Origin of the sequence: Streptomyces kunmingensis, from assembly GCF_039533535.1 — a bacterium.
Taxonomy (GTDB): Bacteria; Actinomycetota; Actinomycetes; order Streptomycetales; family Streptomycetaceae; genus Streptomyces; species Streptomyces kunmingensis.
This window is the reverse complement of the sequence record NZ_BAAATS010000029.1, coordinates 1-17056: the sequence shown is the minus strand read 5'-3', so window position 1 is coordinate 17056 and position 17056 is coordinate 1. Positions and strand designations below refer to the sequence as shown.

The window sequence follows — 17056 nt, the reverse complement described above, 5'->3', positions numbered from 1 at the left end:
TGGAGGTGACTTCGGAGCGTTGGCGGACCCAGGTGAGGGCTGTGGCGGCGACGGTGGTGTGGAGGCTGTCGGCGATCTCCTTGAGGGCGTCGAGGAGGGTGAAGGTGGATTCGGTGAGGTGGTGGGCGGTGTAGGCGGTGCGGCCGGAGCCGGCGACCTGGGTGGTGGTGCGTGTGTACTTGCCGGACAGGGTGCCGCTGGCGAGAGGGGACCAGGGGGTGATGCCCAGTCCGTGGCGGCGGGCGGCGCCGAAGGTTTCGCCCTCGACGGTGCGGGCGAGCAGGTTGTATTCGACCTGGAGGGCGGCGATGGGCTCCCAGTCGCGCAGCCGGGCGGTGGTGGCGGCCTCGGCGATCCACCAGGCGGGGGTGTTGGACAGGCCGATGGCGTGGATCTTTCCGGCGCGGACCAGGTCGGTGAGGGTGGAGAGGGTTTCTTCCATCGGGGTGTGCCGGTCCCACTGGTGCATCCAGTAGAGGTCGATGTGGTCGGTGTTCAGTCGGCGCAGGGAGGCGTCGAGTTGGGCGCGGATGGCTTTGCGGCCGGCGCCGCCGGAGTTGGGGTCGTCGGCGGCCATGTTGCCGCCGAACTTGGTCGCCAGGACCATGCGGTCGCGGGCGCCGGGGCGCTTGTCGAAGTAGTGGCCCAGGGTTTCCTCGGAGGCGCCGTTGTTGTACATGTTGGCGGTGTCGACGAAGTTGCCGCCGGCCTCCCGGTAGTGGTCCAGGAGCGCGAAGGATGCGTCGGGGGCCGAGCCCCAGCTGCCGTCGTCGAAGTTCATCGCGCCGAAAGCCAGGGGACTGACACGCAGACCCGAACGGCCCAAAGTGCGGTACGACGTCAAAGACATGGGGTTCTCCTCGAAGAAGCGGCGGGCTGTGCACCCACCCTCCCCGGCTCCGCCCTTATGAAGAAGGCCCTACCAGCCAGGGTGCCCCACACCCAGGACACGGGAGTGGGGCGACGTGTCGTCTACCGGAGCACCATCGTCTTCGCCGTGTACCGGCCGGAGAGAGGAACCCAAGTCCCGGCCGAGGGCGACGAGGCCAGGCCCTTCCCCGACTACGACACGCCTGTGCTGTCCGCGAGTACGAGTCGACGGGTGGGAGCACTTCGGTGCTGCACCCGGATGCCGAGGCGGCGGTCGGCACACACGCTCGCTGCACGGCGCTCCAGGACAGGTGGCTCAGCCCCGTGACCTGGAACTCCGCACACCGACCGCACGCACCGACCCCCGCTGCGCCCGCGCTTCGCGCGAACAACGGGGTTCGAAGACGAGCTCTGGCGACGGGCCGGTCGATGGAGAGCTGTTGCGCGTCATGCCCGGATCTCGATGGCCGCTGCGGGGCAGATCAGGGCGGCCTCCCGCACGGCCGCGTGTTCATCGGCCGGCGGCCGGCGCTCCAGCAGGACGACGATGCCGTCCTCGTCACGCTGGTCGAAGACCTCGGGGGCGGTCAGGACGCACTGCCCGGCGCCGCAGCACCTGTCTTCGTCGATGAGGATGTGCATCATGCTCCTGTCTGCTGAGAAGGGCGGGCGGAACACCGCACAGGGTGCGAAGGCGTGTTACCAGGTGACGGGGAGTTCGTGGACTCCGTAGACCACCGTTGTCTCCTTGAACCGGATGTCGTTCAATTCACTGTCGAGCCGCAGGCCCGGGAAGCGGCGCAAGAGCGCCGGGTACGCCAACTGCAGTTCCACGCGGGCGAGATTCTGACCGAGGCACTGGTGAGGTCCTGAGCCGAAGGCCATGTGCCGACGGGCCGATCGGTCGATGTCCAACTGCTCAGGAGCATCGAAGACCGCCGGATCACGGTTGGCGGCGTCATTGGCGCAGATGACCGCGTCGCCCGCCGCGATGTGCACGCCACCGATCTCGATGTCCTCCAGAGCCACACGGCGGCGTCCGTTGTGGACGATGGTCAGGTAGCGCAGCATCTCCTCGACTGCGTTGGCCACGCGCTCGGGAGTGCCGTCCCGTACGGCGGCGAGCTGATCGGGGTGCTGGAGCAGGACGCAGGTGCCCAGGGCGATCATGTTCGCGGTGGTTTCATGCCCGGCGATCAGCAGGAGGCGGGCTTCGTTGGCGCATTCCTCTTTCGTGCTGACCCCGGTCGCGAGTTGCTGGGAAGCTATGCGGCTGAGCAGATCGTCCCCGGGGTGGTGCACTTTGTGCTCGATGAGGTTGCCGAGATACTCGATGAGTTCCCCGGAAGCCTTGAGAACCGTCTCGGGTGCGCTGCGGGTGTTGATGATGACGGCGCTGGCCTGCTGGAAGAAGTCGTGATCGCTGTAGGGCACTCCGAGCAATTCGCAGATGATCAGGGACGGCAGTGGCAGGGCGAAGGCCGTGACGAGATCGGCCGGTGGGCCCTGATGCTCCAGGGCGTCGAGCAGGTCGTCGATGATGCCTTGAATACGCGGGGCGAGCTGCCGGGTACGCCTGACGGTGAAGTCGGCCGTGTAGGCGCGCCGCCGGACGTTGTGCTCGGGATCGTCCATGAAGAGGAACGAGCGGTTGTGAGCGCGGGCGGCTTCGTTTCCGGCGCCGATGCTGGGATAGCCGGGGAGGGTGTTGTTGGCGCTGATACGGCTGTCGCGCAGGAGGGCCGCCTGATCGGCATGCCGGGTGACCAGCCATGCGGTACGGCCGTTCCACAAGGAGACCCTGGATATGGGCTCGGTGGCCAGCAGCTCCGTTGTGGCGGGCGGCGGGTCGAAGGGACATCCTGGGGCGCGTTCGGCGGGCCAGCGCATGGGAACGGCGGGGGCTTGAGGCATACCTGTTCCTTCTGACTGATGGTTCGGTGGCCGTCTGGCGGTTGTGGCAGGACACGTGTGGTGTGGGTAGCCGGTGCTCGCCCGCAGGTGACACTGTCCGGCCCGTCGGCTCCCGGTCGGGATCCGTATGAGTCGTGCCGGGCGCCGTTCGACGGCGCGTGATGGCTCGGCAACGGGCTGTCACGCACGTTACGTGGTGTGTCAGATCCGCGGAAGAGTCAATTCATGTATACGGCATGTTTCTGGCCGTCCGAGCGCGGGCGGGACGCTTCGGTCAGGTGTTGGTCATGGGCGGCGGAGCCCCCTCGCCGCGAGGGGATTGAAGATCGTTATGCCTGGTGGGAACGGACGGGGGCGCGAAACCCGCAGCGGCCGGCCGTGGGCCGACCCGCAGCCTGACCTCTTCGGATGGGCTGGGGAAGCGGGTCGCCAAGGCCCACGAAATGGCTGGTTGTTGCTTCACACAGGCATCGAAATCGCAAAATCCTGGCCCTTCTCCGGCCTGTCGGGGCTGCCTCGAGACCCGTACGTCGTGTCAAAGACGAATCGCACAACCCGGTCGCCATTAACAACGTTACGAGGGTATTGACTGGGCAGTCGTCGGAAAGGCGCTCGTGTCGAATTTGTGTATTCATGCTCGTATCCGCCTCTCCGTACGGCATCGTGCCGTACGGATCGAGGGTCTCGCGGCGCGGTCTGCTCCTGATCGAAGCCGGTTGCACCATGCGGAAACATTTCGAGCTCGTGACAGGACTGCGGAAAATCTGGTGCGTGCTCCGGGACATGTAGCAAGCTGACAGCGGTAGCCGTGGGATCTCGTCGATCCCACTCCAGTCCGTCAGTCCGTGAGAGACGCGTCACGCGGGGTAACGGGCGGCCTTGGGTGGGCCTCAGCCGGGGGAGCGGGCCGTATCGTCCGGCGTGCGCGGAAGTCTTGGCGGGGCCCTTTCGTGCCGAAATCGATTGAGTAATCGCGGGGTCACCGTGTTTCGGCGGGGCGAAATGAGGTAGGGGCTCCCAGGCTGTAGTTGCTGCCTGAAATCAAGCTGAGAGATCTTGTGAACGGGGGTGTCGTCTCGTGGCGGTGGATCCTTTTGTTGACGCTGTTGTGGTGATGTTGACGGGGATGCGTGTGCCACGAGGCTCATCTGCGCGGTTGCGGGATGAGGTGGAGTTGCCCCATCGGGAGGTCGAGCGTGCCCTGGGTGAGTTCGAGGAGCTGATTTCTGGGGTCTCTCGTGGCGTTGCGAGTAGCGCGAGCGGCCGGTGGGGTGCGGCATATGGGGATGCGATGTCGACGTTTGTGTCGGGCGCCGGGGGTGATGTGCTGGGGCGGCTACGGGCGCGTGCGGGCGAGCTGGCGGAAACTGCGCGCGAGACGGGCTATCAAATTGATTATACGAATCGGATGATTATTGCGCAGGTGGCGCAGTTCTTGTTCGAGTGGACTGTGACATTGGTGTTGGCGGTCTTCAATCCTCTTCAGGCGTTGATTGAGCAGAGTTTTTTGCGGTTGTTGTACCGATATATTCTGCGAAGTTTTCTTTTGCGTCTACTGGCGAGTGTCGCTGGTTTTGAGGTGATGAATGTCGGGTTGGCGTCGGTGATGGATGGTCTGGCGCGATGGTCGTTGGCGAGGGAAGGGAAGTACACGAATTTCGCTGGGCAGTATGCGTCTCAGGCCGCTGGCTTCGGTGCGGTGCAGGGCGCGTTCGCGGGGATGGTGCCGTTCGCGGGTTCGGCGGTAGGTGGGTTGCTGTCGAAGGGGCTGGGACGGGATGTGGCGGCGGATCTGGAGGATGTTCTCGCGCCGGTGGTGGGGGGCGGATCGGGGGTCCAGGGTCCGGGGTCGGGGCTCGGGGCTGACTTTGTGCGCGATGTGTCGGTCGGGGTGGCGGGGCTGGTGCGTGGGGGCGGCGGGCGTGACGTGCTGCGGGACCGCGTGGTGCGGGCGTTTGCGCGGGAGTTCGGTCCGGTGGCGGGCGAGGGGGTTGCGCGGGGTTGGGGTGTGAGGTGGGTGGACGCGGTGGTGGCGGGTGCGGGGAGCCGGGGGCTGGGGGATGCGCTGGCCTCGGGTTTGGAGAGGTTGGAGAGTGCGGAGGCGCGGTCGGCGCTGTCGTACGGAGTGGCGGGAGCGCTTTCGGGCGGCTGGGGGCGGAAATCCAGTGGTTTCGTGGGGGACGCGGTGGCGAACGCGGCGCATCAGAACGTGGCGGAGGGGTTCTACAACCTGTTCACGACGGGGCGGTTCATGACGTCATGGGAGACAGGGGTGTCGGGGGCGGGGAGCGCGGGGTTCAGCCGTGGGCTGTCGGTGGGTGCTCGGGGGCTGGGTGGTCTGCTGCGAGACAAGACGGGTCTAGGTGGACTCGACAAATTCAACACACCGCTGCCGCCGTCGGGGACGAACGGATCGCCTGGTGAGGATGGTGCCTCCTCGAGAGGATCGTCGCGAGGGGCAGGGCTGCCGTTGATAGGTGGGGCGCCGGATTCTGTTGCGGTGTCGACGGTGGAGCACTCGGCGGAGCTTCCCGTCCACACGGGTCTCGTCCACACGGGTCTCGTCCACACGGGTCTCGTACATACGAGTCCGGTGCGGACGAGTACAGGCGTGAGCCCGGACACGAGCGGGGGTCCGGACGCTGAAGGGGGCTCAGGCGCGAGCGGAGACCTGGAAGGGTTCGGCCGGCGGCTCTCTGGGAGCACGGATCGCGACGGCCCAGCTGTGTCCGAGAGCGACACGGAGATACCCGCGCGGTTCACGGCGCCGACCGTGCCCGGCGACGTAGGACTGGAGGGCGCGAGTGACAGCGTGCCCGGGTTCCTTATCGGCAACACGGCGGGCAGGGGATCCGCCGACGAGGAGACGTCCTCGGAGACCCGCGGGTCTGAACCGGCAGGTGGCGGCGCGGACACGGAGCTCTTCCGGTCAGCAGGTCCGCGTCCCCCTGCTGGCATACACCTGACGTCCGACGTACACCTGGCGTCGTCGTCGGACGGGAGCACGCCGCTGGGTGCGCCGGGGTCGCGGGCGCGCGAGGTCGTGGCCCAGTTGGGTGGGCTTACAGGGAGGACCGGGACAGGACACGACGAACCGTCCGGGCCTGTACGAGCGCTTTTGGACACAGACACTGCGACAGCGGAAGAGAACCGCGCGGTGGTGGACGACGGCTCGCGCGGCCGCGCTGAGCAGGTCACGGTGGAGAGGCAGGCGGCACAGGAGGCAAGAGACGCTGGAGAAGAGCCGCGGCATCGCCTGGAGGGCAGGCGGTGGCAGGCCGATCCGGCGGAAGGTCGAACGGAGCGGGCTGATGAGGGGCGGCATGCGGAGTCTTCCGCGGGGGAGCGGCGGCAGGGGCCGGCGGCGCTTTCGGCCGACGCACAGAGACAAACGGCGGAACAGTGGCCCGGGGCGAGGGAGACATCCCGACAGGGTGAGGACGCCGGGGAGGGCCAGGGCACCGGGGGGAACGAGACGGTCCGTTCCTCGGAGATGCCGGTCGGCGAACGTGTGGCGGCGCGATCCACGAGCCGGGCGGCCCTCGATACGCGCCCCACTCCTCCTACGGTTCCCGGTGAACCCCACGGCTCGGGCAGGCGTTCCGTGCCGACGCCGGAGAAGCCCGGCGCGCAGGGGGTCCCGGGCGTGCGGAGCGAGGATCTGGACAAGATTCTCGGCGCCCGGGCCCCACTGGATCTCAAGCCTCCGCCACCGATGGAGCGAGACCACACATCCTCCGGCGTGATGTCCAGCCGTAAGCCGTGGAGCTATCCGTCAGTGGACACCTTGACGGCCGAGCGGTGGCGGCCCTTGTTCGAAACCGCGCGGACCGCGCTGGAAGGGTTGCCGCCACCCGAGCGCAGCGAACTGCTGCGGGTGGCCGAGGGCATCGTGGCACCTCGCCACCAGTCACCACCCGTCATCCGGACGGACCTGCCCGTGGCAGCGGCGACTTATGGGCAGTTGTACGACAACATCGTGCACACGGTGGCCTACCAGCTGCGTCAGGATCGGGACCTGCCTGACCTGGGGCCGAGCGCCGAGGACGTGTCCGAGGCACTGCGCACCGCCTTCCGCACACAGCGGCACAGCGGTGGACCGGCCGGCGCATCGGATGCTCACACCCCGGGGTTCGAGCCGGCCGATCGCACGGCGGGCGCTGCGGCGGCCACGGCGGAGACCTCGCAGAGGCCGGTGGGTACCTCGAACGACCGGTCGCCGGATGCAGAACCTGATGTACGGGACGTACAAACTCCGTCGATGCCCCCTGCCGGCCGATGGTCCGCAGGGCCTCGCGCGCCATTCGGCCATGACCATGGCACCCGCATCGAGACCGGCCTCGAAGGACCGAGTGGAGCGGTGCTCCTGAGCGGACCTCGTCTTGAGGGCGCCGCGCCGTACCGGGTCCCGGCGGATCTTGTCCCGCTGGCGGAGGGCAAGGACCGCGAGCGGTGGTACGCCTTCACTGCCCGTCCCCCTGAGGCCGACGCGGTATCCGGTCACAAGGTCGATGACATCACCTACGAGATCAGCGACACCACCGGTAGCGTCGACCTGCTCGACGGCAGACTGCTGACCTCCGGCCTGTGGTTCGCCTACGGACACGACTTTCTCCAGCCCGGCGTCGGGGACAGCGCCTACTTGCTGCGCGGAGACAACGGGTGGATCGGACAGATCTCCAGCGGCCCGCAGTCGCCGCCGGGTTTCGCCATGGACCGTCCGTATCGTCTCAGCGCGGATCCCACCGGCCTCTACCTTGTGCCGTTCTCCGGTGAGGAACAGCCCGTCCACATAGCCCTGGAAGAGCAGCCCGTTCATTTCGTCGAGAGCGGGATGGGGGCGCGTTCCGCCGGGTCGAGCTCCCTTGACCGCGTTCTTGACGGACAGGACGCTCCGGCCGTCACCGGAGACGTCATGAACACTGGAGAGGTCGTAGCTCGTCCGGCTACAGAGGAGAGGGCCGCGCACGTACCGACGCAGTACCTTCCCGCCGCACCGCTCCTCCTTCCCTCCACCGGAGTGTCACTCGTACCGTCCGGGACGTCCGCCACACCGTCCGCGGCCGGGAGGACGCTGTCCGAGCCGATGCCGAGCCCGGTGGCGGAGGCCCTCGACGGTCTGCGCCGGCTGCACACTCTGGGCCTTGAGCCGCCCGACCCGACAGCCTTCAGCGACCTCGTGGCGCAGGCGACCGCCACTGCTTCGTCCGCGCGCACCGGCACGGACCCGGAGGGCGCCGGGGCGGATCAGAGCGGACTTCCGGCCGACCGCCATCGGCACGTGGAAGAACTTCGCCGGAGCGCCGTCGCGCTGAACGATGCCGTGTCCGGGCGAATACGGAGCTACGTCCGGCACGCCTACCGTGAGGCCGAGCAGTTGTTCGCTCTCCCCGTCGCCTTCCGGTTCGACGAGACCCATGCGGCCGCGATGGATGAACTGAACGGGCTGGCGACTGCTTACGACCAGGGCTCAGCGAACTCGGGCGGCCCCGCCCCCGGACCACCCCCCACGTGGCCCGACGCCCTGGCCGACAGGGCCGGGCTGCAGCGACCGGGGCCGTTCGGCAAGCTGCGGGACGCACTGTCCGGATCGCGGTCGGGGCGTTGGACCGGGGACCGGACCCGGTCACGTCTGCTTTCCCTGGGAGGCCTGGCCTTCGAGGTGTACGGGCGGGGCTTCGGCGTCTCGCACCTGCAGACCCTGCGTCGGCTCACCGATGCCGTACGCGCTGCGCCCCAGGTGATGCGCCGTCCCGGCCGGCCACCCCACGAGGATGTCCGGATGCACGATCTCCGGGCCGTCGTCGAGGAGTTCCGTGCTCAGGAGGGCCGCACGAACTCGGAGGGGCGCGAAGAGGCGGCGGAGGCGGTGACGGTCGAGGAGGTGCGAGCCCTGGTCCGGCTCGCACAGCCCGGCTTCGGCACGGGGACACTGACCATGGACGTGCTGAGCCGCGGCTGGGGAGCCGAGGGCGCTGCCTTGCGTACTGAGGCGCGGCGCATCAGCGGTGAGGCACTGCTTGCCGTCAGCAGGCTGGAGTACGCGACGCTCACCTCCCTCGCGGTCCTCGGCCGGCACCCTGGCACCGCCGATCACTGGCCCGGGACGATCGGGACCGCCTCGGCGCGGGTACGCGACGGGCTCACGAGCGTGCGGGCCCTCGGTGATGCTCCGTGGCGACCGGGGCAGCCCGCCCGACGGGAGGAGGTGAACGCACGAAGGAGCAGCCTGTACCGAGAGGTCGACGAGGCCTACGACGTGCTGGCGAGCGCTCTGAGCGCGTCGATCGGCCACCGTCTCGCGGTGGCGGTCGCGGTCACGGGGGCGGAGGCGCTGCCTCGCGCTGCCCACGACACGGTGCCGCACTCCGATACACAGGAACCGGACGGGCCAGCGGCCCTCAAGGCCGTCCGGGACCTGCTGAGAGCGTCGCAGGACACGCCTCCCGGCCCGCGGAGGATTGATGAACTCCTCGGCATATCCGCCCGGTTGGACGTCCCTACGGACTCTGCCGGACGCGCTCAGAGGCCGACTGCGGACTCCTCCGCCGATCGGCACGGGGATGACCATGCCCTCCCGGAGCAGCAGGAGGATGCGCCGGCCGTCTCGACATCAGATGACACCCCGATGCGCCGTCTGCCGGGACGGGTGACGGAGTGGATTCGCGGCGCGGAGCCTGCGGAGCCTCTTCCCTGGGGCGAGTGGGGGCGGATCGCGCGCGTCGGGGGTGTCTGGACAGGGGCGGACGAGCAGATCGCGGAGCTGGCCGCGAGTGCTGTGACGGAGGCGCTGCGACCCTTGGTCGTCCGCGCGACGGTGGACCGGTTCCGGCAACTCGGCGGTGTGGAGGCCGGTCGCCGACTGGCGTCCGCGGAGGGCCTGCGGCTGTATCCGGCGGGACATGAGGGGGCGGTGACCATACGGCTTGTCCTGGGGCCTCTCCCCAGCGACGGCGGTGGACATCTGTATCGCGCACCCGAGGAGGTGCAGTCCGTGCAACTGGGCGCGCGGCCCTCCCTGGCGGTGGACCTGCCACAGATCATGACGCCCTCCACCTTCACGGGGTTCACCGACAACCGCTCCTTCGCGCCGCCGGTCGGCCCCTTGAACGTGCAGACCGGAACGGCTCGCCTGCCCTGGGCCGCCATGGGCCCCACGGCGTCCGTCCAGGGCTCGCGAGGGCACGGCTCGTACGAGGGCGCGGTGATCCAGAGCATCCAGCAGATCTGGCACGACCGGTACGCCTACTTCGAGGTGCCGGGGAGCCATTGGCTGGTCACGGCGTCCGGTGAGGAACTGCGGAGTGAAGCCGGGCCGGTACTGCTGGCCTTCGCGGAGGACGAGTCGCCCCTGGCTGACGGGTTCGACGGACCAGAGCCCGACGGCTCCGCAGCACGGGGCACCGGCACGCCGCCCCGGGTCGGGAGCGGCCCGGGGGAGCGCGTCATCCTCGCCCCGGCCGCGGTGGAGTTGCAGCGCGAATTCCACGGCGTGCTCAGGCGGGTCACGGTGATCGCGGAGTCCCTGACGGCGGACGCCGGTGCCGAGGCAGCGGCCGGGGACGTCCTGCGACGGTTCGGTTCACAGGGGTTGTCCGACGACTTCCGGGAAGCCGTGCTGCACCTGTTCTCGGGGTCCTCGCTCCTGGACGTCCATCAGCATGTCATCGGTGCCGGATACGTCACGCCGGCACTGCCCATGGCCGGCGACCATGTGGGGCAGTGGGCGGGACTGAGGCTCACCAGCCGGCTGAGGTCCGCCGAGCGGATCGGGACCAGCCATGGATATGTGCAGCAGGACGCCCGCCACCTGTTCTGGAGCGGGGAGTCCGGCTCGATGACCTCCGGGGCCTCCGCGGGCCTCTCGGGAGGTCTGGGACTGCCGTCGTTCCCCCTGAGAGGCGGCACGGGTCAATTCTCCGTATCCGCCTCCGGAGGCACCTCCCTGGGCGTCAGCCGTGCCCTGTCCGCGTCGGCGGGGGGCGGCGACTGGCGCTATGTCAGCTATCCCGCCGACACACATGTGTACCGCCTTCGCATGGATCTGGTCACGGACATCAGGTCGTCCAGGCCGGCTGCCGAAGGCCGGGTCGACCACCCGATGACCGTGTACGTGCGGATACCCGCGCAGGAGGCGGAGGGCTTCGAGGCGCAGTTGCTCGCCGCACGGAACGGGGAACACCAGGCGAGCGTTGCCGACGCCCAGGGAACGCCCACGGTGCTGTCCGGCGAGCCCGCGCCCCCGGACCGTATGCCGCCCCCAGGGATTCTCGGCGGACACAGCCGCGGGTTCACGGTGGTCGACCTCCTCGGCGGATTCGAGCATGTGGTGCCCGAGGCGCTGCGGCTCGTCCGCTCGGCGCTCTCCACGTCTCATCTCATGGGCGCTGCTACCTTGACGCAGCGGCAACTCCACGTACTGGAAAGGGAACTGGGCCAGCGCTTCTCCCTGGCAGCAGGGCTGCCCTACACGAGTCAGGCCATCAGCCACCGGATGGGGTTCACCCGGCGCTACCCGGTGCCCGGGGGACGGCTGCGCGTCGAGGTGGCTCTACGGGCCCGGCACACCGGTCCATGGACCGCCGGGCGCATGGACCGGGGCCGGATAGACCACTACCCGATCTCCTACGGCGATCTGGGCGCGCAGGAGACCGTCACGGCCCGGACGGACGTGTCCGCGTCGGTGAAGATGAACCTCGCCCCCGGGGCGGGAGCAGTGACGAACGCCGACTCCTCCGGGGCCTACACGTACGGATCGGCCACCTCGGCGGCGCTCACCGCCAGAGCGGGTGCCTGGGCGTCGAAGGGCTTCGTGTACGAGGGGCCGGTACGGACCTTCACCTTCCCGGCGCGGTTCGTCGTCGAGGTCGCCGTGACGTTCGAACCGGAAGCAGCGGACGGAGGCACGGTGCACGCGGTGGGACGGCAACTGGCCCACCAGGCCGTCAAGATGGTGTCGGACGGGCGTACCCCCACTCCGCCGGTCGCAACGGTCCGGGAGCAGGCGGCCATCGATGGTCTGATGCGCTACGTGACCCCCGAGGGACTCGCACCGCACACCGGAGGCAGCCGTCCGGCACAGCCGGCACCGTTCGCCGACGAGTTGGGCCGGGCCATCGTCCACCGTCTGCCCCGCCCCGACCGCGTGCCCGGCCAGAAGCCGTCGCCCGAGATACGGCAGTGGCTGAACGAGGCCGACTCGGACTTCCTGCGTGTCGACGACCTCCCCGTGGAGATGCTCGGTGTGGGGAGCCTCCGGGAGGCCACCGCTTCCCTGCTCGACGAGGCGGGCATCCCGGCCGCCACCTACGACGGCGTGCTGGACGGATACCTCAACGAGGACCAGCTGATCGCCCGCATGATGTTCGGCGGTCCGGCGGTGCAGGCGTTCTCCGTCACGCACGCCGGCCCGGCCGCCAACACCCGTGCCATGGTCACGCTCGAAGGCAGGCCCTATGGGCTGCACGAGGAGGCAGGCACCGCGCGTCTGCGGCAGAGCGACATCACGGACTCGGAGCCCGCAACCGTGTTCACACAGTCGCGGGAGACATCGCACACACTCTACGGACAACTGCTCGGCCTCGGCGGCACCCAGATCTCGGGCAGCCTGTCGGGGCACCGCACCCTGGCGAACCACAAGACCACGAGCATCGCGTCGAACGAGGCACTGAGCGGACACTGGATCAGCCAGGACGAGCGCACCTACCGGCCGGTGCGAGGCACCATGCAGTGGACCGTCACGGTCTTTGCCGACCGGACCAACGCCCTGGGCACCTGGAGAACCTCCCACGACAGCGCACGCGTTGTCGTACAGGGCGGTGTCCTCGTGCTGCGCCCCGCACCTCACGTACCGGTCGAGCGGCCCACGCACGTTCCCCCCACCCTCGAACCGGCCGAGGTGCCGCTGATGTCGACGTCCGACCGGTTGGAGTGGCCTGGCACGCCGTACACGCCGGACGGCCTCAACCCCGTACTCGACCTGGTGCGGGAAGTCCTGCGCGAGGCCGACCCCCAACTGCTGCGAAGGCAATGGCGGATCGTCGACGGCCGGGGCCGGAGCGAGCACACGGGACTGCCCACGACCTTGCGCACCATCCTGGAGTGGGATGCGCTGCTCGCCCACCGCGACACCATGCTGGGCCCGGGGCTGGTTCTCCACCTCGACCGCTCGATGGCGCTCAGCAGCGAACAGGTAAGTCTCCTCGTGCGCGCCGACATGGCGCCGGACGGGGGGACGTATCGCTACGAGGACACCAGGGACCGTGACTTCGCGCTGTACCGCTTGAACACGCGCCGGAACGTGGAGCGCCATACGCGAACCGAGGCGCACGGCGCCAGCCAGGTCATCAGTACAAGCGACCTGCCGCTGACGGGCCCGGACATGGTCTCCGCTTACCTCGCCGCCCAGAGCGGCGCGGACGGATACCGGCAGCAGACCCAGGCACGAGGCGGCATCCTCCGCACCCGCGACGTGCTGGGCATCGCCGGAGCGACCCACGCCTACAGCGGCACCCTGCGCATCACCGCCACGGTGTACCGGAACTACCTCCCGTCGAAGGCGTTGCAGGCACTCACGCTCGGTCTGGCCGGTCCGGCGTTCAGCCGGTACGTCGACCCGAACACCCCGGTCCGGCCCGCCGCGACCCGGCATGTCGACATCACCGAGCGCGTCCTGGTCCCCTCCTCGGTGCTGCCACCGCTCGGCCACGGCACACACGACGCCCCGCCGCCCGTCGCCAGGCGTGTCGCCCCCGCGCACGCCCCGGACACGCTTCTGGAACGTGAACGGCACCGGGTTCTGCGGGTCGACACCGCGGACATCCTGGGCCGTCGGGTGGTCCCCGCCGGTATCGATCCGGGCGCGCTCCGCGCACTGTTCGAGGACTCGGTACGGGAGGTCGTAGGATCCCGCGACGACGCGGGGAACCTGACGCCCGTGGCCCGGCTCCTCGCGGGCGCGGGAGTGCCCTTCGAGGCGTACGCGGCGGTACTCAGCCGTCACCAGATCATCTCCAGCTTCCACCTGACGGCGGACGAGGGGCATCTTTTCCCGCCCTTGGTACGGGAGGGAGGCGCGGTGACACAGACGCACGGCAGCGTCTTCCTGCGGACAGCCTTCTACGATCCGCTGCCGGCCGAATGGCTGAGTGGCCGGCTGACGTCGGAGACCCTGCACATGGAGGAGCGTGACGACCTGGAGGGCTTCGGCGCCACGATCACCGCCGACGCCGACGGCGGCCCCACACTGGCCGCTCCCGCGGGGAACACCTCATACGCCGCGATCGCGGCCGTTACCCTGGGGCAGAGCCACGACCACGGTGCCACGGCGGGAGAACGCCTGGTGCGGCCGGTGGCCTTCCGTCGCCAGGTTCCCTATCTGCGGGTCCGTGCCGGACTGCTCGCCGATGTGACACTGTCCGCGACCGACACCCAGGGCCCGGTGAGTATCGGATTGGGCCGGACACGACTCGCGTATCTGCTCGATCGCTCGGTGGACCTTCTCCTGGACCCCGAAACGGTACTCGCGCGGCGCATGCTGCACGAACGGCAGGGGATACCGACAGCGCACGGCCGTTATCTGCCGCGGGTGTCCGTCGAGGCACCCGCTCCGGGCAGCGAACAGGCCGGCGACGAACTGAGCCGCCTGCGCGCCGCGTACAGCCTCCCCCGGTACGGGGACTGGGTCCCGGTGGCCGGTTCGTACGACTCCACGACCGGACGGGTGCTGATGACATCCGGCCATCAGGAGGAGGCCGGCGACGGCATGCGCCGCTGGGGGGCGGGCCATGAGGAGCTGGACGCACGGGCATTCGCACTGCGCCTCGCCACGTTCCCCGAGATCATGGACCGCCCGGTCGTCCTCGTCATGGGGGGAGTGGACACGGAGTTCGCCCAAGAGGTCGCGGCGCTCTCCCACCGACCGCTGCTGTTCTCCACCGACGACATCGTGCAGGGAGACCGGGTCCGTGCGGTCGGCCGCCGCACACAGGAGGGGTCCTGGACCTATGTGCCGTCGGACGGCACGAGACCGGAAAGGCTCGGCGCTGACCTGGAGGATGTGGTGAGGGGGGAGGTACCGACCGCGCTGCGGGGGGAACGTGCGGCGGACCCACCAGGTCTTATGACGCCGAACCAGGCCGTGTGGTGGCGCGCGGCCGGCCCGCACGAGCGGAAGTGGCTCACGCAGGCCCGGCCCGACCACGGCCGGGCCGGGCCCAGGCCGGACCGTGGTCCTCACCAGGCCTCCCCCGATCAGGAAGGAGAGACTCCGGATGCGATCTCCTCGCGCATGGCGGGCGGGTGGCCGCGGCGCGGAGAAGCCGTCGCGGATCCGCGACCGGTCGTGGGGACGGACGCCACCGTCGCTGGACATCCGGACGCACCTCCCGGCCGGCATGTCCCTCGCGCTGTGATGGGTGCTCGGAAGTGGCAGGGCACGGTGAGCGAAGAGGTTGCCGAGCTGGAGCAGCGGTTGGTCAAGGCCGGTCATGGCGCCAGGGCATGGGTGCTGGTGCAGCCTGAGGAGGGTGGGGGAGCCGGAAGAAGGTCGCTGTATGTGATGTACAGACGGCAGAGAGGGGTGGAGTGGTTCGATCTGGACTCCAGCACGAAGACGACGGCTCCTGAGCGGGTACGAGGCGAAGGATGGTCACTGGAAGTCGACCGGGACGGAGAACTGATTGATCCTCCGACGAGTCTGCCGGGTTCCGGTGATGGCGGCTCCGTGCCTCTCCCGGACCGGAAACTCAGTGGCCGGGATCATGGCGCGGGGTGAACGGTGCCGGGCCCGGTGACACGTCGGGGCGGGCCGAGTGACGGCCCTCCCCGGGCCGGCGAACGGTTGCGGGCGCAGGGTCCCCGGGCCGGAGCCCCGGGCCTGGGTGTGGCACACCCAGGTAACCACGTCCTTCCTGGCTCGGCGGAGCGCAGACACACTCAGGATGTCCGTCCGGACGCGGCGGCGGATCGTCGCTGAAAGACCCGGCACCGGTCCATGGAGCTTCCGGCACGAGAGGTGAAAGACCAGGACCACACCTGTCCGGATCTACTCCTAACCTGAATACGAGGCACATACGCCGAGCGCGACATTGCTCCGTACCGCCACCCCTTGACCCTCCCCCTTCTTGCAGGAGAACACCATGGCATCCACCCCCCGTCTCCTCGTCTACGGAGCCACCGGCTACACCGGACGACTCATCGTCGAGCACGCGAAGCAGTTGGGCCTCGACGTCGTCGTGGCCGGCCGGAACCAGGAGCGCATTGCCGCGCTCGGCAGTGAATTCGGCGTCGAGAGCCGTGCCTTCACCGTCGACGACCCCGAACTCCTGCGCGCCGCGCTCGACGACATCACCGTGGTCCTCAACGCCGCCGGCCCCTTCCGCCACACCGCGGGCCCGCTCATGGACGCCAGCATCGACAAGGGCGTGCACTACCTCGACACCACCGCCGAGTACGACATCTTCGCCGCCGCACGCTCCCGGCACGCCGAGGCCGCGGCAGCAGGTGTGATGGTCATGTCCGGCGTCGGCTGGGACGTCGTACCCAGCGACAGCATCGCCACCCACACCGCCGCACGCGTCGCCGACCCGGTCAGCCTCCGCCTCGCCCTCAAACTCCTCAGCGCCACCCCCGAAGAGGCCGAAGGCCTGAACCTCTTCTCCCGCGGATCCATCATCAGCGCCACCGAAGGCATCGGCGACCTGGGCGTGCTCGTCCGCGTGGACGGAGACATCGTCGCCCTGCCGGAGCCCAAGACCGCCTCCTTCGACTTCGGCGACAGCGGCCCCGAGGAGGCGGTGTCCGCATCCATGGGCGACCTGATCACCAGCCACTTCGCCACCGGCATCCCCTCGATCGAGGTCTACGTCCAGGCCGGACAGCCGCTTCCCATCGACCTCGACCTCTCGTCGCTGCCCGACGGACCGACCGCCCAGGAGCGTGAGGTGGGACGCAGCAAGGTCGTCGCCGAGGTCACCGGCCGGGACGGCACTGTGGCCCGCTCCGTGATCGACACCCCGACCGGCTACCGGTTCACGCAGCTGTCCTCCGTGGAGATCGCCCGGCGCGTCCTGGCCGGCGACTTCACCCCCGGATTCCAGGCGCCCTCCTCCGCCTACGGCCCCGAGATCGCCCTCGCGATCGCCGATACGCAGATCAAGGACCTCTAGACGAACGACGGCCTCCGCGCGGCCACTACCATGCCTCTTGCTCCGCCTTGAGCACCCGTCACTTCGAGAACCCGCCGTTCGATGCCTGCCGCCGTCGACGGCGG

Annotated in this window: 5 protein-coding genes; 2 read left to right on the top strand and 3 right to left on the bottom strand. The window is 69.3% G+C overall.

All coding sequences use genetic code 11. The features are described from left to right. The 3 genes from ABD366_RS33395 to ABD366_RS33385 all read right to left on the bottom strand — a co-directional run. On the bottom strand, positions 1-850 hold an 850-nt coding region (locus tag ABD366_RS33395; protein ID WP_344443021.1), incomplete at its 3' end, for an aldo/keto reductase. 467 nt (positions 851-1317) lie between these two features. Further along, entirely contained in the window at positions 1318-1512 is a 195-nt protein-coding gene (locus ABD366_RS33390; protein WP_324770506.1) for a ferredoxin, read from the bottom strand. A 57-nt stretch (positions 1513-1569) separates the two neighbouring features. After that, positions 1570-2784 (bottom strand): cytochrome P450, encoded by a 1215-nt coding sequence (locus ABD366_RS33385; RefSeq protein WP_324770504.1) that lies wholly within the window; start codon positions 2782-2784, stop codon positions 1570-1572. A gap of 3778 nt (positions 2785-6562) precedes the next feature. On the opposite strand from ABD366_RS33385, the gene ABD366_RS33380 reads away from it, so the two are divergent. Further along, on the top strand, positions 6563-15559 hold the full coding sequence (locus ABD366_RS33380) for a hypothetical protein (protein WP_324767585.1): 8997 nt from the start codon (positions 6563-6565) through the stop codon (positions 15557-15559). 364 nt (positions 15560-15923) lie between these two features. Further along, positions 15924-16952, top strand: a complete 1029-nt coding sequence (locus tag ABD366_RS33375) for a saccharopine dehydrogenase family protein (RefSeq protein ID WP_324767583.1) — start codon at positions 15924-15926, stop codon at positions 16950-16952. Positions 16953-17056: the final 104 nt, after the last annotated feature.

Excerpts from the sequence above, each read along its gene's own strand:
- ABD366_RS33385 (WP_324770504.1), bottom strand. The coding sequence starts at position 2,784 with ATGCCTCAAGCCCCCGCCGTTCCCATGCGCTGGCCCGCCGAACGCGCC.
- ABD366_RS33390 (WP_324770506.1), bottom strand. The coding sequence starts at position 1,512 with ATGCACATCCTCATCGACGAAGACAGGTGCTGCGGCGCCGGGCAGTGC.
- ABD366_RS33375 (WP_324767583.1), top strand. The coding sequence starts at position 15,924 with ATGGCATCCACCCCCCGTCTCCTCGTCTACGGAGCCACCGGCTACACC.